Origin of the sequence: Bacteroides celer, assembly GCF_002632415.2 — a bacterium.
GTDB lineage: Bacteria > Bacteroidota > Bacteroidia > Bacteroidales > Bacteroidaceae > Bacteroides.
The window spans coordinates 4,488,343-4,508,496 of sequence record NZ_CP178209.1 but is presented as its reverse complement, the minus strand read 5'-3'; the positions used below and the strand labels follow the sequence as shown (position 1 = coordinate 4,508,496).

The following is a 20,154-nucleotide window of genomic DNA, read 5'->3' as shown; positions in this document are numbered from 1 at the left end:
AAGATGAAAGTTTTAATGTTTGGATGGGAATTCCCTCCCAAAATATATGGTGGTCTTGCGGTTGCTTCTTATGGAATAACTAAAGGATTGAGTCTGCAAGGTGATATGGAGACGATTTTCTGTATGCCTAAACCGAGCGGTGAAGAAGAAAAGTTCTTGAAAATAATCGGTATGAATCAAGTACCCATCGTGTGGCGTGATGTCAACTACGACTACTTGAAGTCCCGCTTGTTGGAAATGACACCGGAAGAATATTACTCTTTCCGCGATCATATTTATGCCGATTTTTCTTATATGCATGTGAATGATTTGGGGTGTATGGAGTTTGCTGGTGGTTATCCCGGGAACTTGCACGAAGAAATTAATAATTTCTCGATCATTGCCGGAGTAGTAGCCCGTCAGCAGGAGTTTGATATCATTCATGCGCATGACTGGCTGACTTACCCTGCCGGAGTACATGCCAAAATGGTTAGCGGAAAGCCGCTTTGCATCCATGTGCATGCTACGGATTTTGACCGTTCTCGTGGCAAAGTCAATCCTACTGTTTATTCGATTGAGAAGAATGGTATGGATCATGCCGATTGTATCATGTGCGTATCCGAGCTTACTCGTCGCACTGTTATTAACGAGTATCATCAGGACCCCAGAAAGGTATTTGCCATGCATAATGCTGTTTATCCATTGTCGCAGGAACTGCTGGATATTCCACGTCCCGATCACTCAAAAGAAAAGGTGGTCACTTTCCTTGGACGTATTACGATGCAGAAAGGACCGGAATATTTTGTAGAAGCTGCTGCGCTTGTATTGCAGCGTACTCGTAATATTCGTTTTGTAATGGCGGGGTCAGGCGATATGTTGAATGCCATGATTAACTTGGTTGCTGAACGTGGTATTGCCGATCGATTCCACTTCCCGGGCTTCATGAAAGGCAGACAGGTATATGAGGTTTATAAGAACAGTGATGTATTTGTCATGCCGTCTGTCTCTGAACCTTTCGGTATCGCTCCGCTGGAAGCCATGCAGTGTGGAACACCTTCCATCATTTCTAAGCAGTCTGGATGTGGCGAGATTCTTGATAAGGTGATAAAAACTGACTATTGGGATATTCATGCAATGGCTGACGCTATCCATTCTCTGTGTACCAATCCGTCTCTTTTCGAATATCTCAAAGAAGAGGGAAAGAAGGAAGTAGATGGGATTACGTGGGAAAAAGTTGGCTTGAGAATCCGTGCTCTCTACGAGTCTGTGTTAAGAAACTATGGTAAATAACAAAACAATAAATAAAATGAGAACTATCTGTCTTTATTTTGAAATACATCAAATTATCCATTTGAAACGTTATCGTTTCTTCGATATTGGTAATGACCATTATTATTATGATGATTATGCCAACGAAACGGGTATGAATGAGGTCGCTGAACGTTCGTATATTCCTGCTCTCAATGCGTTGATCGAGATGGCGAAAAACTCGGGTGGTGCTTTTAAAGTAGCACTTTCTATCTCGGGAGTAGCCTTGGAACAATTGGAAATTCATGCTCCGGCAGTCATTGATTTATTGCATCAGTTAAATGAAACTGGTTGTTGTGAGTTCTTATGTGAACCTTATTCGCATGGTTTGTCTTCACTGGCTAACGAGGATTGCTTCCGTGAAGAAGTACTTCGTCAACGTGATAAGATGAAACAGATGTTTGGCAAAGAACCGAAAGTGTTCCGCAACTCTAGTCTGATTTATTCTGATGAAATTGGTGGATTGGTAGCTTCTATGGGCTTCAAGGGGATGTTGACGGAAGGTGCTAAACATGTGTTGGGGTGGAAGAGTCCGCATTATGTTTATCACTGTAATCAAGCTCCAAGTCTTAAGCTCTTGTTGCGGGATTTCAAACTCTCTGACGACATCAGTTTGCGCTTTTCTAATTCGGAGTGGGCGGAATATCCGTTGTTTGCTGATAAGTATATTAATTGGATCGATGCATTGCCGCAAGAAGAGCAAGTTATTAATATCTTTATGGAATTGAGTTCGCTTGGTATGGCTCAACCGTTATCCTCTAATATTCTTGAATTCTTAAAAGCGTTGCCGGAATGTGCAAAGGCTAAGGGAATTACTTTCTCTACACCGACTGAAATTGTAACGAAGCTGAAATCAGTATCACAACTCAATGTTGCATATCCGATGTCGTGGGTGGATGAAGAGAGAGATACTAGTTGTTGGCTGGGTAATGTTATGCAACGCGAGGCTTTTAATAAATTGTATAGTGTAGCTGAACGTGTTCATTTGTGTGACGACCGTCGTATCAAACAGGATTGGGATTATTTGCAGGCTAGCAATAACTTCCGTTTTATGACAACGAAGAATAATGGTATGTGGTTGAATCGTGGAATCTATGATTCTCCTTATGATGCTTTCACTAACTATATGAATATTCTGGGTGACTTTATCAAACGGGTAGATGCACTATATCCTGCCGATGTAGACAGTGAAGAATTAAATTCTTTATTGACTACCATTAAGAATCAGGGGGATGAGATTACTGAATTGGAAAAGATATTGGCTAAATTACAGGCAAAAGTAGAAGCGGCAAAGAAAACGGTGGTCAAAAAGGCTACTAATGCTAAAGAGCCGGTAGTAAAAGAAAAAGCTGTTGATAAATCAAAACCTGCTGTAAAGAAAGCTGCAGTTAAGAAAGCAACAGCCGAGCCGAAGAAGGCTACGGGGAAAGCTAAGAAGGCTTAAATAAACAGTATAAAAACTTGTTATATAGAACCGTGAGTAAGAGAAAATCAGACTCACGGTTTTTTGTGGGGGTAATGCATATTTGTGTGGTTACCCTGTCCAATATTAATAAAAATAGCGCAAGTTACATAAGTGACCTGCGCTATTTTTATTAATATGGATAATCTTTATTTTGTACTCTTGAATTGAGTTGAAACTACTTCTAGTTTGAGAACATATTTTTGATCATATTCATATATAGGTTCTCCTTTTTCATTATACATTATATTTCCATCTTTATCTTTTTTAAGTACTAAATTTTCTCCCAATTTTCCACCCTTTAGACGTACATATCCAGGTTTCAAATCATGCTGTATGCTAATAATGTTGCTAGATGTTCCATAATAACTATTACTACTTGACGAATCATAAGTTACTAAGACAGGAATTAATACAACTTTATTCCAGTCAGGGTTATTATTTTCCCATGCCTTTTCATCCCACGAACTACCAGCTTTTTTTCTAGCTTCCTCTTTATCTACGATACATGCATTAATCAGCTGGGTTATATTGTTGAAACTATACTGGTTGATATTACTACTGTGGCTTGTTAAGTATGATGAAATTCCATCGGTTAACTTGTTTTCTTTAAAGAAAGAATCTTTTTCTTTCTTTCGTATTAGCATAACATTAGATGGAATAGACATGCCAAATTTTTTGTCAGCAGGTTGATTATAGTTTGTGAATGTTAATTTTACGGCATTCAATGTGTCACCAGCTAATACATTTGCGATAGAATCAATAGGAAGAGTTGCTTGGGTAAAAATGCCTGCCGGAGTCTTTAGATAAGTTTTGTCCCAGTTTTCTTCTAAGTTGATTAAATTGTCTATCGTTTGTGTCTCATTTTTTAATTGATTAGCTTGAATTACTTCACGAGTAGTGGCAAAGGTACGATATCCATAGTAGGTCGAGTCTTTATATTTTCCATCTTCTTCTGCTACTTTCTTTTTCAATTTAATACCAGTGAGTGTATCAACTGCATAGCATTTATACACAACATTCATTTGAGCTTGGTTTATGTAAAGCACAGTACCATCACCATAATCACTTTTTACGTAAATGCCTTTGAATATTTTTCTGAATGTTTTATTATCAAAATTAACGCCAAATTTGTTAGCTTCTTGTATAATCTTTGTGCCAATTTCTATTGCAGCGTCCTGTTTAAAAGAAACATGTACGCTAGGTACATATGTACTGAGTTTGCGGATAGAATCTTTAACAGATAAATCGACTGCTGTATAGGCCTTAGTTCCCAGTAGATTTTCAGGATTATAAAATTCTTCAGGCTCAATATCTGTATAATATGCATTCTCTTGATTAAGTTCTTTTTCAGCCTCTCCTAGTTCGTAAACACTTAAACGACATGCAGTTAATGAATCTCCAAAATAGCTGCTATACCATAGGTAAAGTTCGATTGTATGGATGTTACCAATAATCTTATTTTCATCATCACGTATGAAAGTGACATCTTTATTATCTTCATTATCGTCCCCTACCATTATTTGAGTAGCTTTCCCTTTGCTGTCTAAAGCTGTCTTATTGTATACTCCAGGGAAAGTCATTCCTTCAGGGCAATTTAGTTGTGCCAAGAAACCTGCCTGATAAGTTCCGAATGTTTCATCAGTGAACTTACCTACATAACCGACATTTGTCATTGCATATATCTTACCGGCATGAACAGATTCGGTAATTACATCAAATGTAGATAGCTTTCCATTGATATCCCGGTCGCTTTCTGGAAACATTCTCAATCCCAGTCCGGCAGTGTTGTCATCACAACCCCAAAAGGTGATTGCCAGTAAAACTATTAAGGCGTATTTTGCTTTCATGATCGTCGTATCTTGATTTTTTTATTCTTCTTCGTTTGCAGTAGCATCCCATACCTGATCGTAGAACTCGTTGCAGGCATCTGCATAGTTTTCCGGGTTTTGGTAGTCAAGTACCAATTTGCCAGATTGGCGGGCATATTCAATAATAGACTCGTCTACCTTTTCGCTGTTTTGTATTACTCCGTCCGAATAATCAACGGCGAGTTTGCACAGAGCAGCATAGTCTACCGGCTCTTTCAAATCACCTAAATCTTTTTTAGAAATACCTTTCAGCATCAATTTGGCTGCGAAATCGTCGCTAAGTGTACTCTTGAAATCATCTTCATAAACAGAGAATACCACTTTAGCGTCGCGAAAAGAAGGTTCGTCTTTATAGGCTTTCTTAATATAAAGAGGAGCTAAAGCTGTCATCCAGCCATGACAGTGAATGACATCAGGACACCAGCGAAGTTTTTTCACTGTTTCCAATACACCGCGTGCATAGAAAACGGCACGGCTATCGTTATCATCATATTCTATACCATTTTCATCCGTTGTCTGCATACGATTCTGGAAATAATCATCGTTATCGATGAAATATACCTGCATGCGTGCGGATTGGATAGAAGCAACTTTTATAATCAAGGGGTGGTCAGTATCGTCGATAATCAGGTTCATACCAGAGAGGCGGATCACTTCGTGCAGTTGATTTCTGCGCTCATTGATATTTCCCCATTTAGGCATAAAGGTTCTGATTTCACGGCCTTTTTCTTGTATCGCCTGTGGAAGGTTTCTACCTATATTGGCCATTTCGGATTCTGAAACGTAAGGTGTAATCTCTTGAGTAATAAATAAAACTTTATTCGCCTTTGTCATAATAACAATAGTTCACTATAATATTCTGCAAAGATACGAAAAAAAAGACATATTAAATAAGATATTCTTTCTTTATGTGGCAAATATTAGTTTATTTTGCAGAGTTTTTGCAAACGAGTAAAACATAAACCAATTGACGAAAATGAAAGTAGTGCACACTATCAAGGACTTACAGGCAGAATTGACTGCCCTAAGAGCCCAAGGTAAAAAGGTGGGACTGGTTCCTACAATGGGTGCTTTACATGCGGGACATGCATCTCTGGTAAAGCGCAGCGTAAGTGAGAATGGTGTAACTGTTGTGAGTGTTTTTGTGAATCCCACACAGTTTAACGATAAAAATGACTTGGAGAAATATCCGCGTACATTGGATGCAGATTGTCGTTTGTTGGAAGAATGCGGGGCGGATTTCGCTTTTGTTCCTTCAGTTAGCGAAATGTATCCGGAACCGGATACTCGTCAATTTAGCTATGCACCATTGGATACGGTGATGGAAGGAGCTTTCCGTCCGGGACATTTTAACGGTGTTTGCCAAATTGTCAGCAAACTGTTTGATGCTGTACTGCCGGATCGGGCATATTTCGGAGAGAAAGACTTCCAGCAGTTAGCGATTATTCGTGAAATGGTTCGGCAATTGAAATATAATCTTGAAATTGTAGGTTGTTCAATTGTACGTGAGGAAGACGGACTGGCATTGAGTAGCCGGAACAAACGTTTATCTGCAGAAGAACGTGAAAATGCTTTAAATATTTCTCGCACCTTATTTAAAAGTCGTAACTTTGCAGCCACTCATACAGTGAGCGAGACGCAAAAGATGGTTGAAGATGCGATTGAAGCTGCTCCGGGTTTGCGTATGGAGTATTTTGAGATCGTAGACGGAAACACATTGCAGAAAATTAGTAATTGGGAAGATACTTCCTATGCGGTGGGATGTATCACAGTGTTCTGTGGAGAAGTCCGGCTGATTGATAACATTAAATATAAAGAATAACTAAAAAGACGAAACCTTATGATGATTGAAGTGTTGAAGTCGAAAATTCATTGTGCACGTGTCACAGAGGCAAATCTGAACTACATGGGTAGTATCACGATTGATGAGGACCTGCTGGATGCTGCAAACATGATTCCGGGAGAGAAAGTGTATATTGCTGATAATAACAACGGTGAACGCTTTGAAACCTACATTATCAAAGGTGAACGCGGTTCGGGCAAAATTTGTCTGAATGGTGCTGCTGCCCGCAAGGTGCAACCGGATGATATTGTGATAATCATGTCTTATGCATTGATGGATTTTGAGGAAGCCAAGTCGTTTAAACCGGCTGTAATTTTCCCTGATCCTGCGACGAACAAAGTGGTAAAGTAGAAAGTATCTTTGATATTTGAAATAAGAAAAGCCCCGTTTTACATTTCGTAAACGGGGCTTTTCTTATTCTATTTTTTATGCCGGGGATGATCGGTGTTCTACCCACATATGAGTTGGCTTTAGCCCACCTCTCGATAAACTTCCGCCCACGTGTCAGATGTAGTTATCCCACGTGTTAGGGAAGTTTAGCCCGGGTGTTAATAAGCGGCAGTTAGTTGCCGGCGTTTGTTTTCAGTTGCTCATTCATGGCAGCGGCAGCTTTACGGCCATCACCCATCGCCAGAATTACAGTAGCTCCGCCGCGAACGATGTCGCCACCTGCGTAAATCATCGGGATAGAAGATTCCATGTTGTCATTTACTGCGATAGTTCCTTTTCGTCCTAATTCCAGTCCTTTGATAGAGCTTGGAACAATCGGGTTAGGAGATACCCCAACGCTGACAATGGCCAGGTCTATATCGATTGTTTCTGTTGCTCCCGGGATAGTTATAGGGCTACGACGTCCGGAAGCATCCGGTTCTCCTAATTCCATCTTTTGCAGAATAACCTGTTTTACGCAACCTTGTTCATCAGCAATATATTCGATAGGATTATGCAGAGTGAGGAATTCAACTCCTTCTTCTTTGGCATGTTTTACTTCTTCGATACGTGCTGGCATTTCTTCTTCCGAACGACGATAGATAATAATAGCACGTTCAGCACCAAGACGTTTTGCTGTACGGACAGAGTCCATAGCTGTGTTACCACCACCGATTACTGCCACATTCTTACCGAAAGCTACCGGAGTGTCCGAATCTTCGCTGGCGGCATCCATTAAATTGACACGGGTGAGGTATTCATTTGAAGACATGATATTGATGGAGTTCTCTCCCGGGATATTCATAAAGTTTGGCAGTCCGGCACCGGAAGCCACGAATATTCCTTTGAAACCTTCCGCTTTCAAGTCTTCTACACCGATAGTCTTTCCTACAATACAGTCTTTGATGAAATTAACGCCCATCTTACCGAGATTGTCGATTTCTACGTCTACAATCTTGTTTGGCAAACGGAATTCGGGGATACCGTATTTCAATACACCTCCAATTTCATGCAACGCTTCGAATACAGTTACATCATATCCATATTTAGCCATGTCTCCGGCAAATGCCAATCCTGCAGGTCCTGAACCGATAACTGCTATTTTGATACCATTTTTCTCTGCAATGACAGGTACGGAGATTTGTCCGCTTTCGCGTTCATAATCAGCTGCAAAACGTTCCAGATAACCGATAGCTACCGGCTTTTCATTCATTTTCAGATGAATACATTTTGATTCGCACTGTTTTTCTTGCGGACACACACGGCCGCAAACTGCAGGGAGCGCACTTGTTTCTTTCAATGTTTTAGCAGCTTCGAGGAACTCACCGCGTTCGATATTCTTAATGAAGCGGGGAATATCAATACCTACCGGACAGCCTTCCATACATCCAGGATTAGCACAGTCGAGACAGCGTTTGGCTTCTGTAACAGCCTGTTCTGCTGTTAATCCTTGATTAACTTCCTCTTTACGGCTGTGTGAACGGTATTCAGCATCGAGTTCATTCATCTCTACACGAGGAATAGCCGTACGTTCTTTTGGCTTCATGGATTTGCGTAACTCCTGCCTCCAAGCAGCATTACGACTTTTTTCATCGATTTCTTTGGTTGCTTCACATTCCGATTCCAGCTTATGCATTTCTTCGCGTTCGATATTCTTGAACGCACCCATACGTTTCAGCATTTCGTCGAAATTCACCTGGTGACCGTCGAATTCCGGACCATCTACACAAACGAATTTAGTCTTTCCTCCTACAGTGATACGGCAAGCGCCGCACATACCAGTTCCGTCCACCATGATAGTGTTTAGCGAAACATCTGTCGGAATTTCATATTTTTTAGTCAGCAAGCAAACGAATTTCATCATGATGGCAGGGCCAATAGCGAAACATTTGTCTACTTTCTCACGTTTGATAACTTCTTCTACACCTTCTGTCACCAGACCTTTCCGGCCGTAAGAACCGTCATCCGTCATGATAATTACTTCGTCAGAGCTTTCACGCATTTCTTTTTCCAAGATGATGAGATCTTTATTGCGTCCAGCCAATACGGTGATAACACGGTTGCCGGCAGCCTTCAAAGCCTGTACGATAGGAAGCATCGGAGCCACACCTACACCACCACCAGCGCAGACTACTGTTCCGAATTTCTCTATATGGGTAGCTTGTCCGAGTGGGCCTACTACGTCAGTGATAGATTCGCCTTCATTCAGCTCGCAGAGACGGGTAGAAGAAAGCCCGACTTCCTGCACTACCAGAGTAATGGTACCCTTTTTCAGGTCGGAACCTGCGATAGTCAATGGCATACGTTCTCCTTTTTCGCCTACACGTACGATGACGAAGTGTCCGGCCTTACGAGATTTAGCAATTAAAGGAGCTTCAATTTCAAATTTGAATACTTTTTCAGAAAAGCGTTCCTTGCTAATGATTTTGTTCATTATCTAATTAATTTGTTGTTTTTATTACGTAACTGCTATCAGAATGATATAAATTTTGGCAAAGATACAGCTTATTTGCGAAATATAAAAGAAAAGCCACTCTTTTGATGAGTGGCTCTCTATATAAGGGTGCTTTTATTAGTCTGTCAGATCAAGTCTTAGTCTATCATGTCGAAGCCGCAGTACGGAACCAACGCTTTCGGAATTCTAATGCCTTCCGGAGTCTGGTTGTTTTCGAGTAGGGCAGCAACGATACGTGGCAGTGCTAATGCTGAACCGTTCAGTGTGTGGCAGAGTTCGGTTTTCTTTTCTGCATTACGGTAACGGCATTTCAGACGATTGGCCTGATAGGTATCGAAATTGGATACGGAACTTACTTCCAACCAGCGTTTCTGTGCCTCTGAATATACTTCGAAGTCGAAACAAAGGGCAGCAGTGAAACTCATATCACCACCACAGAGGCGGAGGATACGATATGGAAGTTCCAGTTTTTGCAACAGACCTTCTACGTGGTCTAGCATTTCCTGATGAGATTGTTTGGAGTGTTCCGGTTTGTCAATGCGAACCAATTCTACTTTGGAGAATTCGTGCAGACGATTCAGTCCGCGCACATCTTTACCATAGGAACCAGCTTCACGACGGAAACATTGTGTATAGGCGCAATTCATTATTGGCAACTGTTTTTCTTCCAAAATTACATCACGGTAGATGTTGGTTACAGGCACTTCTGCTGTCGGAATCAGATATAAATCATCTACTTCGCAATGATACATTTGTCCTTCTTTGTCAGGAAGCTGTCCTGTGCCATAGCCGGAAGCTGCGTTAACTACTGTCGGTGGCATGATTTCAGTATATCCGGATTTGCGTGCTTCGTCCAGGAAGAAGTTGATAAGAGCGCGTTGAAGTTGTGCGCCTTTACCTTTATATACAGGGAAACCTGCACCTGTGATTTTTACACCCAGGTCGAAGTCTATTAAATCATATTTCTTAGCCAGTTCCCAGTGGGGGAGTGCATCTTTAGGAAGTTCAGTTTCCATACCTCCCATTTTTTCCACTACGTTATCTTCAGCGCCTACACCTTCGGGTACGCTGTCGTAAGGAATGTTGGGGATGGTGTAAAGTACATTCTGCATATCTGTTGCAGCCTGTGTCATAGCGGCGTCTAATTCTTTGTTACCTTCTTTTAGTTCGGCAACGCGTGCGCGTGCAGTCTCAGCTTCCTCTTTCTTGCCTTCTTTCATCAGTTGACCGATGGTGCGTGAAAGCGAGTTAACCTCTGCCAGATTCTTATCTAATTCATTTTGTGTGCTACGTCTCTTGTCGTTAAGAGCGATCACTTGATCGATCGTTTCCTTTGCATTTTTGAAATGCTTCTTTTCCAGTCCGCGGAGTACCGCCTCTGTGTTTTCTGTAATTTGTTTAATGGTAAGCATATCTATACTTTTTATGAACTTTCTTATTTAAGGCTACAAAGATAAAGAAAAAACGAATAATCAAGCAAATATATGTGTTATATATAATATATATGATGTGTCTATGATATATATAATACATGTATTGAGCTGTATAATAAACATATATGCAGTGAATGATACATACATGTCTCTTTTAGAGTGATATATAAAACTCTGGTTGTTAAAAAGAAAGGAGATGTAATCCATTGGATTACATCTCCTTCTCTTAAATATTTTCAGTTGTGCAATTATGCCTCGGTAGCAGGAACAACAGAAACATATCTTCTGTCTTCTTTGCCAACTTTGAAGCTAACTGTACCATCTACTAAAGCGAAAAGAGTGTGGTCTTTACCCATTCCGATGTTTTCACCCGGGTGGAATTCAGTACCTCTTTGACGAACGATGATGTTACCTGCTTTGCAAGCTTCGCCACCAAATATCTTAACGCCTAATCTTTTACTTTGTGATTCGCGGCCGTTCTTAGAACTACCGACACCTTTCTTATGTGCCATTTCTTCTTACTTTTTAATTGATTAAGCTACTACTTCTGTAATTGTTAATTCAGTGAACTGTTGACGGTGACCGTTCAGTTTTCTGTGTCCTTTTCTTCTTTTCTTGTGGAAAACAAGAACTTTGTCGCCTTTAACCAAGTTTGAAACAACCTGGCAAACAACTTTAGCGCCTTCTACGGTAGGAGCACCTACTGTTACGTTTCCGTCTTTGTCTACCAAAAGAACTTTTTCAAATTCTACTGTTGAACCGTTTTCTGCACCTTCGATGTGGTGAACGAACAACTTTTGACCAGCTTCTGCTTTAAATTGCTGACCGTTAATCTCTACAATTGCGTACATCTTATATATAAATGTATAAGTTAGCTCCGGCGGGTGGTCTTTAATCACTTAAAGAACTCTTTATCGAACCCGTTGCGGAATAATCGGGCACAAAAGTACTATTTTTATTCGTTCCCGACAAATATTTCTTTTATTTTTTATAGGAGATAAAATGATTACGGCAAATAAATGAGCATTTTAGCTCTCATTGTAGCCTATTGGACTAATTCTCCTAAATTCTGCATAATGATTTTGTGTGGATAAACACGAAGTTCTTCTGCTGTTGTCATTCCGTTCAGCACACCTGCAAAATCGACTCCTGCATTCTGCGCTGTTTCGGCATCTACGGTGCTATCTCCAATATATAATGTTTCTTCGGGGCTACTTCCTAGATGTTCCAATGCAAATTTAACTCCTTCCGGCGAAGGTTTCGGTGCTTTTACATCTTCTCCTCCCACTACTATATCAAGAAAATTTTCAGGCAGATATTCTTCCAGATAACTCAATATCCGGAAACGATACTTGGTAGAGATAATTCCGACACGGGCACCCCGTTTCTTCAATTCTTTCAGCGTAGACAATGTGTCGGGGAAAAGACGGGTATTTACATTCATGTGTACATCAGCTTCCAGTCTGTACTCCTGCCGGAAGGCCTCCAGCTGTGCCGGGTCGGTAATTCCGGTAAGGATACTGAATGATTCTTCTAATGTTTTGCCGATTGTACGCTTGATAGCTTCATCAGTAACGGTTAAATACTGATGCCGGGTAAGCACAATTCTGAAACACTTAACGATACCACGCGACGAATCGGCTAGTGTGTAGTCGAAATCGAATAAATAGGTTTTGTAGTTCATTGGGGAAAACTTTTCCGCAAAAGTACTAAATACTTTTCTTATTTCACAGCTTCTACTGTGTATCCTTGTCTTTTTAGTAAGTTTAATAATCCTTTTTCTCCGGGGAGGTGCAGGGCGCCTACTGCGACAAAAGTCGGGGCAGCCTTCATGATTGCCGGTAGTTTTTCAGCCCACGCTTTATTACGGTTGTAAATCATAGCATCTTCTTCGCCGGGAAGTGCGTCACATTGATCACCTTTACGCTCTTCGCTGATTTTGAGCATGGTGTTCAGATCTTGTTTCATGTAGGCGTTTGTGAGCCTTTTCAGATTTTCTACTTCAGTCTCTATATGGTTAAGAGTGCACATCAATAGTTGTGCTTGCCGTTGTAGTGAACTGCCATTGAAAAGCAGGTTGAATTGGAATTCTGCAGTTTCCAGTCCGTCCACCTTTTTTCCGTTTTGGATGGCTTGGCTCTGAAAGAATGTGTCGAGTTGCTCTTGCGGGTTGAATTTCCCTATATGTTTTACGTAAGCCATCACCACTACATTATTTAATAAGAAGGCAGGCTTTAGCTTCGGAGCCATATTTAAATCTACCATCAGGTTTTCTTTGCAGAATTTATTAGCAGTCTCAAAGTCTTTCGGAGAAAGGAGAGAGTTCAGCGTGGTATCACTTTCAATCATCATTGCCTTTTGCATCTTTCCCATGGTGGCGGGCGATTGCATTTCCGACATTTTCATCTCTCCATATACTTGTTGGGTTTCATTCATAGCCTTTTTAAGTCCGGCAATGCTGTCCATGATGCTGAACGGTGCCAGATGGTGAGTGCCTATGATGTAGGACGGTTGGTTCAGTCCGTTGCCGGACACTTTCCATAAAAGCTGTGCATTGGCGCTGAATGCCACGCAAATAAATAGAACTGCTCCGATGAATGATTTCATAATTTTATATCATTAGAAGTTGATAATTAACGTATCCTGCCGCCGCTTATCCAGTGTTTGCTATAATAGTTCTCGTTCAAGTTGCTGACGATCACTCCTTTACTGGTGCTGGAATGGATAAACTTTCCGTTTTTGAGGTAAATGCCTACATGAGCTACTTTATTTTTTGAACGGCTGCTGGTGAAGAATACCAAGTCTCCTTCCCGGAGATTCCGCTTGGCGACTTTATTACTTTCTTTTTTCAGATCTTCCGTGTTACGCGGCACTTGGGTGCGGTATACCTTACGATACACTTGATAAACTAATCCCGAACAGTCGGCTCCTCGTTTCGAATCACCTCCACCACGATAGGGAACCCCTATCCAGTCGGCTGCTTCCAGATAGAGCTTATGGTTATCCTCCATATTGATATCTACCCCCAACAATATAGAAGCCCGCGCCAATGCTTGATAATCCAGCCGGGGCGCGGAAGTGCGGCAGGAACTAAGGCTGGCAACCAGTCCTAATAAAAGGACGAATTGCAGGAAGTATCTTTTCTTTCTATCAGGTTTCTTTATACTAGACTTATGGGTATCAGACTTTTCTGTTATATATCTCATCATAATTAGTTTATGCAATAATTTTGGTAAGGATGAATACTTACCATTCATTATTTTATCATTCCCTATTTACCGTTTACTCTTCTTCTACATTAAAATAATCCTCCAGTTCTTTCTCTGCGGAGTTGTCCTCGTTGATAATATCCCGGATGATGACACCGTGTTCCAATAAAGCGATCCTCGGACATACATCTACGGTATGATTGAGGTTGTGACTGGATATAATAACCGTAGCTTGATGCTCCTCATTATATTTCTTGAGCAGATGTTTGATGATAGACTGAGAACTTGGATCGAGGAAGTTGAACGGTTCGTCCAGTATCAGTAATTGCGGGTAATGAAGCATGGCAGAAATAATTCCGATCTTTTGCTTATTACCTGCGGAGTAGTTGCGGATTAGCTTCTTGTGCCCGATCACTTCTCCACTCATAAAACGTTCGAAAGGAATCAGACGTTCGTCCACTTCTTCTTTCTTTAGTCCGTACATCTTTCCGATGAAATAGAAATATTCTTCCGGAGTGAGATAATCAATCAGAAAACCATCGTCAATGAAAGCACCGGTAATGCTTTTCCAGTCTTCGCTTTGGCTGACATCAATATCATTAATAATCACCTTACCATCGTCTGCTTTTAGCAGATCCAGCATGATTCGGAAGAGAGTTGTTTTACCGGCACCGTTGTTTCCCACCAATCCGAGCATATCGCCTTGATTGATTTCGTAGTGTTCTATGTCTACGGCAATCTTCTCACCGAAATTCTTTTTAAGTTTGTCAATGATAATCATGATCTTCAATGTTTATATGGTTAATGATTCATGAGCGTTTATTGGCGGCTGTCTCTGAAGCCTTCCATGTTTTCGTATCGCCGTTTCATGAAACGATGATATACATTTTTAATCCATAAAGGAGAAGTCAGGGTAAATCCGAGACCGACAACTAACAGAATTATGTAAGTGATTGTTTCACCTAAAAATGCATTTAATAGACTGTATAAGATGAGAGGCACACCAAAAGCCGCGAAATTAACCACCATCTGTATAGCACTATTCGTTTGTCGGCTTGCCACTTTCTCGTTTAAGGGTACCGTCTGTTTGTTGTAGACAGCCAGTTGGAAAAAACAGAAATAAATAAAGCCGATGGTATAGAAAAACCAGGCGAAGGCGCCCAGTAAAGTGAGTTTATTCATGATGATGGCGGGAATCATGAGTATGAAAGGTATGATTTCACCAATACTGTATGTGTAATATTTGGCTTTCAGCAGACTCATAATTGATTCTTTACGAGACATCAGGCCATCAATGTAATTGCCTTCGAAGGACATAATCTGTGAAAGGATAATCATTCCGAATACGGCAAAGTTGTATACACAGATGAAGGAAGTCATGAAATTGCCGTCGTAGACACTGGAAAAGCTAAGTGCAACGGAGAAAGCCACCACTACAATAGCGATATTGCGTAATGCACCTTTACAGCGGCGGTTACGTAAAAGCATTTTCAGTTCCAATCTCATATATTCGCCAACTTCCCCGTAGCGTTCGAAGAATTTATATTCGGAGACATGCTTAATCTGACTATCTTCTACTTTTGCCAGCTCTGCATAGATAAGTCCGGACATGATCTTGCGGTTAACCAGCCATAAAATGGCAATCACAAGTATGGTGCCGAGAAAATATAGAATGTTGCCCTGTATATATCCGTCTCCCAGATCCATGAAGAAATAGAATAGGGGGCTATCTTCGGGAATGAAAAGAAGGCAGCCTATTCCACCGTAGAAAGCGATAGGTAATAGAATCCACCAAATACGTTCGTTGATAAGAGTGCGGCAAAGCAAGTACCAGTAATTATTGGCAATAATCAATAGCAAGATACCGATAAGATAGGTGATGACACCGGAGATACCGAAAAACTTGGTAATAGTGATGAAGGAAAAAGGGACAAACAGAAACAACCAGAACAGGTTGAACAGACTTAGTCCCGAGCGGATTAGTAAAAAGTCGATGACACGAATTCGTTTAACCGGCAGCAGGAGGTAAGGTTTTATCTCCTGTGTCGGTGTTTTTTGAAACGGAACACGCAACAGAAAGTCCAGTGCCAGGATAAAGATCAGAACCACTGCGTTCATCACATGATATGGTTCCCGGTTGGGAACCATATCAGAAAATCCGAACGCGAACGTCGTACCGAAGAATATCAGGTAACCGGCCCAGAATGCGCCCATGACATAACCGAGTATTTTAGCAACTTTGTTCTTTTCATACATCGGATGCCGTTTGGCGGCAAGCCTTCCATGTTTGCGTAATTCGTTGAATATCATCATTCAGTAGATATACTAGAGAATTTTTATTTGTTTTCTTCCGGCACGGTCATGATGACTTGAATTTCGTTGTTCTGTTTCAGCAAATTGGCGAGGAAGTCTTGCACTTCTTTCGCTGTGATGCTGTTGACCAACTTTTCATAGTCTTTTGTATTATCTACACCCGTGTAGAGGTATTCGTCCATATTATTAAGCCAGTAGCCGTTTTCTTTCTGGGCGTCTTTATACTTCTTCAGCATATATTCTTTGATCTTCTGCATGTGTTCGGCAGACGGACCTTCTTTTGCCATTTTGTGAAGTTGTTCTACAACAACAGCAGACAATTTATCTTTCTTGGCAGGGTCAGTTTGGAATACAATCTGAAGAACAAGTTCCTCTTTCGGGTATTTACCAAGACTTCCGTTACAGCTTACACCGTATGTACCTCCTTCTTTTTCACGGATTTCAGCAGTGTAAACCAAATCCAGAGCCTGATCTAAGAAGCTAAGCAGGACATTGTTGCGCAAGTCATATTTGCAAGTGCCGCTATAAAGGAACATGATGGTAGCCATCGGAGTTTCCTGTGCTTTCGCAAATACATTTTTGATCTCTCCCTTGCGGATGTCCATCTTGTTATCTTTGAAAGTCTCTTTACGGTTGATAGATGGCAGACCTCCCAGATATTTGGCGATTAACGGTTTCATTGTAGCCAAGTCTACGTTTCCTACCAGGAAGAAAGTGAAATCACTTGCATCTTTGTAGCGGTCTTTGTACATTTCAAGAATACGGTCATAGTTGATCTGGTCTACCATGTTTTCTTTCATTCTGATAGCGCGTGGATGGTGACCGTATAGTACGCTTGTAATAGTGTCACTGAAAGCAGTCATCGGGTTAGCGTCTGCATTTTGAAGTTCAGCTTTCAAACGGTTCTTGTAAGATTCGAATGCTTCGTTATCCTTACGCGGAGATGTGAAAGTCAGATAAGTAAGCTGCATCATTGTCTCAAAGTCTTTCGGAGCACAACTACCGGAAACAGTTTCCGTAGTGTTGCCGATACCCGCACCTACGTTTGCACGTTTGCCGGCTAAAGCTTTACCCAGATCCACTTTGCTGAAATTACCGATTCCACCTACCAGAGCTACTCCGTTTAATTGAGAGATATTGATAATTTCTTCGTTCGGGAATACGCTGGTACCACCGAAGCTTACACCTTTCATTACAATCTGGTCAGCCTTGAAATCAGTAGGCTTCACATATACAGTTACGCCGTTGGAAAGCACCAACTTAGTCGTACCATAAATATCACCAGCTTTTTCAGAAACAATCTTGCCACCTTTAATATCTTCAGAGATCAGCGGTTCGTTAGAAACTTTATCTTCATAAGGTTTCAGATCGAATGACTTCATTTGTTTCAATAAAGCAGCAATTTCTTCTTTAGTAGGATATTTAGCGCCTTCTTTTTCCGGACCGGCCAGTAAAACCACCTGATTGTTGTCAGTGATTAGTTGTTGCATCACCTGATTGACAGCTTCTACTGGGATATTCGGAGCCAGTTTGTTTACCAGTGTATATTCAACTTCGATTCCCGGAATCGGTTCTTTTTCAAGGAAATTGTTAACGTATTCGTTGACGTAAGAACCACTTTTAGTCTTTTCGCGTTCGTTGTAAGCAGATTCTACGGCTTGCAGATAGTTGGCGCGTGCGCGTTCATATTCTGATGCGGTAAATCCGAAGCGGCGTGCACGTTCAGCTTCTTCCAAAACTGTTTTCATTGCTAAATCGATGCCGTCTATTTTGCTGCTTGCATCAAGTGCGAGTGCTTCTTTAGTCTTGGCAAGGAAATAGTTTCCATATTCTGCGCTTGCACTAGTGAAAGGAGGATTAGCAGTTTGGCGGAGTTCGTTCAAACGGTTGTTCAGCATATTCATAGCCATGCTGACCATATACTGGGTAGCATAATAAGCAATGGTATTTTTCAAAGAATCCGGTGTAGCGTCTTGTTTGAAGAAGATGTTCACATAAGGATTCTTCACTTCCTTGTCTGTGCCGATATAGATAAGCGGTTCCTGATTATCTGCCACTGGATAGTAGATACGTTCGGCCGGGTTTACCGGAGCTTTTACATCTGCGAATACCTTTTTCAGTTTGGCTTCAATTTCATCTACATTGATATCACCTACAATAACGATTCCTTGCAAGTCCGGACGATACCATTTCGCATAATAATCGCGGATATCCTGATAAGGGAAGTTGTTGATAACATCAATGCTTCCGATAGGCATACAGTCTGAATATTTAGAATCCGGATATAGAGTAGACTGTGCATCAGTCATGATGCGAAGCATACCACTGTTGCGGCTTCTCCATTCTTCGCGGATAACACCACGTTCTTTGTCAATTTCCTTGTCGGCAAGGTTGATAGCATTCGACCAGTCATGAAGGATCAGCAGACAAGAGTCTACCACGTTTATATTTTCAGTCGGTACGTTGCTGATGTTGTACACCGTCTGGTCGACACTGGTATATGCATTCAGGTTCGTGCCGAATTTGATACCTTTCGTTTCGCACCAGGGCACGATGCCAAGTCCGGTTTCATCACCCGGGAAGTGCTTTGTGCCATTAAAAGCCATGTGCTCCAGAAAGTGAGCCAGACCACGTTGTTGCGGTTCCTCAAGAATAGAACCTACTTTCTGGGCGATGTAGAATTCAACTCGTTTTTCGGGAAGGGCATTGTGGCGAATGTAATAGGTAAGCCCGTCGTCTAGTTTACCGATGCGGACATTCTTGTCTACAGGTAACTCTTGCATGGGTTGTGCAAGTACGAGCTGGAAATTGCAGCATATAAAAAGGACTGCAATAAATAATCCACGTAATAAATGTTTCATGTTCTATTTAGTTTAAATAAATATTTCTGTGTTATTTGTCGTTGTGTTTGGTTGTAAATCACAAATAGACAGGGAAAAGAGTTATTTTATAGCTTCCCGTATCTTGACTAGCTTAGTTAACAGTCCTTCCAGGAGGTCTAACTTTAGCATATTGGCACCATCGCTTTTTGCCACGGCAGGGTTTTCATGCGTTTCGATGAATATTCCGTCGGCACCTACGGCGATACCTGCTTTGGCGACAGTTTCTATCAACTGCGGCATTCCTCCCGTTACCCCACTGGTCTGGTTGGGTTGCTGCAAGGAGTGAGTGACATCCAGAATCACCGGATAGCCGAATGTTTGCATTTCGGGGATACCACGATAGTCCACAACAAGATCCTGATAGCCGAAAGTTGTTCCGCGTTCGGTAAGCATCACATTCTTGTTTCCGGCTTCCACCACTTTGTCGGCAGCAAACTGCATTGCCAGCGGTGAAAGGAACTGTCCTTTCTTGATGTTAATCGTTTTTCCGGTTTTGGCTGCGGCAACCAACAAGTCGGTCTGGCGACAAAGAAAAGCCGGGATTTGAAGTATGTCCACGTATTCGGCTGCCATTGCAGCTTCATCTGCGGTATGGATATCGGTTACGGTAGGGACTCCGAAAGTCTCATGTACTTTTCTCAATACTTTGAGTGCTTTCTCATCGCCAATGCCGGTAAACGAATCCAGACGTGAGCGGTTTGCCTTGCGGTAAGAACCTTTGAATACATAAGGAATTTGCAGTGCTTCGGTGATCTTTACTACTCGTTCGGCAATGCGCATTGCCATTTCTTCACCTTCTATCACACACGGACCGGCCAACAGGAAAAAGTTGCCGGTGGGGTTGTTCTTAAGTTCTATCATACTTAACTACTATTATAAGTTTATTTTCAGGCACGGATTACGCGGATTACACGGTTCTTGCAGATACTGTAAATTACACTGTTCTTGCCAATTCGGTTATATTAAGAAA

At 41.4% G+C, this 20,154-nt stretch carries 17 protein-coding genes; 4 read left to right on the top strand and 13 right to left on the bottom strand.

Going from position 1 to position 20,154, the window contains the following annotated elements:
* Window positions 1-3 precede the first annotated feature (3 nt).
* A complete protein-coding gene (locus tag CJF29_RS18390) occupies window positions 4-1,269 on the top strand; it encodes a glycosyltransferase family 4 protein (protein ID WP_004309013.1) in 1,266 nt (421 codons plus the stop codon).
* A 16-nt stretch (window positions 1,270-1,285) separates the two neighbouring features.
* Window positions 1,286-2,731, top strand: coding sequence for a glycoside hydrolase family 57 protein (locus CJF29_RS18385; protein ID WP_004309012.1), 1,446 nt, complete (start codon window positions 1,286-1,288; stop codon window positions 2,729-2,731).
* A gap of 167 nt (window positions 2,732-2,898) precedes the next feature.
* Here the strand turns inward: CJF29_RS18385 and CJF29_RS18380 are convergent, their stop codons facing one another.
* Both CJF29_RS18380 and CJF29_RS18375 read right to left on the bottom strand, forming a co-directional pair.
* On the bottom strand, window positions 2,899-4,599 hold the full coding sequence (locus CJF29_RS18380) for a DUF4270 domain-containing protein (protein ID WP_004309010.1): 1,701 nt from the start codon (window positions 4,597-4,599) through the stop codon (window positions 2,899-2,901).
* Between the two features lie 21 nt (window positions 4,600-4,620).
* Complete coding sequence (locus CJF29_RS18375; RefSeq protein WP_004304593.1) at window positions 4,621-5,454, bottom strand: glycogen/starch synthase; 834 nt, start codon at window positions 5,452-5,454, stop codon at window positions 4,621-4,623.
* A 142-nt stretch (window positions 5,455-5,596) separates the two neighbouring features.
* Here CJF29_RS18375 and panC point away from each other — a divergent pair, with 142 nt between their 5' ends.
* Window positions 5,597-6,442 carry a pantoate--beta-alanine ligase gene (gene panC, locus CJF29_RS18370; protein WP_074558481.1) on the top strand — a complete coding sequence of 282 codons (846 nt, stop codon included), beginning with the start codon at window positions 5,597-5,599 and terminating at the stop codon, window positions 6,440-6,442.
* 18 nt (window positions 6,443-6,460) lie between these two features.
* Window positions 6,461-6,814, top strand: a complete 354-nt coding sequence (gene panD / locus CJF29_RS18365; RefSeq protein ID WP_004301789.1) for an aspartate 1-decarboxylase — start codon at window positions 6,461-6,463, stop codon at window positions 6,812-6,814.
* Window positions 6,815-7,025: 211 nt separating this feature from the next.
* Here panD and CJF29_RS18360 read toward each other — a convergent pair whose 3' ends face one another.
* From CJF29_RS18360 to kdsA, 11 genes are all read right to left on the bottom strand, one after another.
* Window positions 7,026-9,326: a bifunctional dihydroorotate dehydrogenase B NAD binding subunit/NADPH-dependent glutamate synthase gene (locus tag CJF29_RS18360; protein WP_074558482.1), complete on the bottom strand. Its 2,301-nt coding sequence runs from the start codon at window positions 9,324-9,326 to the stop codon at window positions 7,026-7,028.
* 158 nt (window positions 9,327-9,484) lie between these two features.
* On the bottom strand, window positions 9,485-10,759 hold the full coding sequence (gene serS, locus CJF29_RS18355) for a serine--tRNA ligase (RefSeq protein ID WP_004301791.1): 1,275 nt from the start codon (window positions 10,757-10,759) through the stop codon (window positions 9,485-9,487).
* 269 nt (window positions 10,760-11,028) lie between these two features.
* Window positions 11,029-11,292, bottom strand: a complete 264-nt coding sequence (rpmA, locus tag CJF29_RS18350; RefSeq protein ID WP_004301792.1) for a 50S ribosomal protein L27 — start codon at window positions 11,290-11,292, stop codon at window positions 11,029-11,031.
* 21 nt (window positions 11,293-11,313) lie between these two features.
* Window positions 11,314-11,631: a 50S ribosomal protein L21 gene (gene rplU, locus CJF29_RS18345; protein ID WP_004316691.1), complete on the bottom strand. Its 318-nt coding sequence runs from the start codon at window positions 11,629-11,631 to the stop codon at window positions 11,314-11,316.
* 194 nt (window positions 11,632-11,825) lie between these two features.
* The gene (locus CJF29_RS18340; protein ID WP_074558486.1) at window positions 11,826-12,464 is read right to left on the bottom strand and encodes an HAD-IA family hydrolase; all 639 of its coding nucleotides are present in this window, start codon (window positions 12,462-12,464) and stop codon (window positions 11,826-11,828) included.
* A 38-nt stretch (window positions 12,465-12,502) separates the two neighbouring features.
* Window positions 12,503-13,387, bottom strand: coding sequence for a TraB/GumN family protein (locus CJF29_RS18335; protein WP_074558488.1), 885 nt, complete (start codon window positions 13,385-13,387; stop codon window positions 12,503-12,505).
* Window positions 13,388-13,413: 26 nt separating this feature from the next.
* Window positions 13,414-14,037: a C40 family peptidase gene (locus CJF29_RS18330; protein ID WP_081353369.1), complete on the bottom strand. Its 624-nt coding sequence runs from the start codon at window positions 14,035-14,037 to the stop codon at window positions 13,414-13,416.
* Window positions 14,038-14,062: 25 nt separating this feature from the next.
* Window positions 14,063-14,770 carry an ABC transporter ATP-binding protein gene (locus CJF29_RS18325; RefSeq protein ID WP_004301798.1) on the bottom strand — a complete coding sequence of 236 codons (708 nt, stop codon included), beginning with the start codon at window positions 14,768-14,770 and terminating at the stop codon, window positions 14,063-14,065.
* A 38-nt stretch (window positions 14,771-14,808) separates the two neighbouring features.
* Complete coding sequence (locus CJF29_RS18320; RefSeq protein WP_176553157.1) at window positions 14,809-16,302, bottom strand: DUF5687 family protein; 1,494 nt, start codon at window positions 16,300-16,302, stop codon at window positions 14,809-14,811.
* Window positions 16,303-16,325: 23 nt separating this feature from the next.
* Window positions 16,326-19,163, bottom strand: coding sequence for a M16 family metallopeptidase (locus tag CJF29_RS18315; protein ID WP_099147000.1), 2,838 nt, complete (start codon window positions 19,161-19,163; stop codon window positions 16,326-16,328).
* 81 nt (window positions 19,164-19,244) lie between these two features.
* Window positions 19,245-20,045, bottom strand: a complete 801-nt coding sequence (kdsA, locus tag CJF29_RS18310; protein WP_074558494.1) for a 3-deoxy-8-phosphooctulonate synthase — start codon at window positions 20,043-20,045, stop codon at window positions 19,245-19,247.
* Window positions 20,046-20,154 lie beyond the last annotated feature (109 nt).

Coding starts and splice junctions, on each gene's coding strand:
- panC (WP_074558481.1), top strand. CDS start 5,597: ATGAAAGTAGTGCACACTATCAAGGACTTACAGGCAGAATTGACTGCC.
- panD (WP_004301789.1), top strand. CDS start 6,461: ATGATGATTGAAGTGTTGAAGTCGAAAATTCATTGTGCACGTGTCACA.
- rpmA (WP_004301792.1), bottom strand. CDS start 11,292: ATGGCACATAAGAAAGGTGTCGGTAGTTCTAAGAACGGCCGCGAATCA.
- serS (WP_004301791.1), bottom strand. CDS start 10,759: ATGCTTACCATTAAACAAATTACAGAAAACACAGAGGCGGTACTCCGC.
- CJF29_RS18390 (WP_004309013.1), top strand. CDS start 4: ATGAAAGTTTTAATGTTTGGATGGGAATTCCCTCCCAAAATATATGGT.
- CJF29_RS18375 (WP_004304593.1), bottom strand. CDS start 5,454: ATGACAAAGGCGAATAAAGTTTTATTTATTACTCAAGAGATTACACCT.
- CJF29_RS18330 (WP_081353369.1), bottom strand. CDS start 14,037: ATGAATGGTAAGTATTCATCCTTACCAAAATTATTGCATAAACTAATT.
- CJF29_RS18320 (WP_176553157.1), bottom strand. CDS start 16,302: ATGATGATATTCAACGAATTACGCAAACATGGAAGGCTTGCCGCCAAA.
- CJF29_RS18325 (WP_004301798.1), bottom strand. CDS start 14,770: ATGATTATCATTGACAAACTTAAAAAGAATTTCGGTGAGAAGATTGCC.
- CJF29_RS18360 (WP_074558482.1), bottom strand. CDS start 9,326: ATGAACAAAATCATTAGCAAGGAACGCTTTTCTGAAAAAGTATTCAAA.
- kdsA (WP_074558494.1), bottom strand. CDS start 20,045: ATGATAGAACTTAAGAACAACCCCACCGGCAACTTTTTCCTGTTGGCC.
- CJF29_RS18340 (WP_074558486.1), bottom strand. CDS start 12,464: ATGAACTACAAAACCTATTTATTCGATTTCGACTACACACTAGCCGAT.
- CJF29_RS18335 (WP_074558488.1), bottom strand. CDS start 13,387: ATGAAATCATTCATCGGAGCAGTTCTATTTATTTGCGTGGCATTCAGC.
- rplU (WP_004316691.1), bottom strand. CDS start 11,631: ATGTACGCAATTGTAGAGATTAACGGTCAGCAATTTAAAGCAGAAGCT.
- CJF29_RS18315 (WP_099147000.1), bottom strand. CDS start 19,163: ATGAAACATTTATTACGTGGATTATTTATTGCAGTCCTTTTTATATGC.
- CJF29_RS18380 (WP_004309010.1), bottom strand. CDS start 4,599: ATGAAAGCAAAATACGCCTTAATAGTTTTACTGGCAATCACCTTTTGG.
- CJF29_RS18385 (WP_004309012.1), top strand. CDS start 1,286: ATGAGAACTATCTGTCTTTATTTTGAAATACATCAAATTATCCATTTG.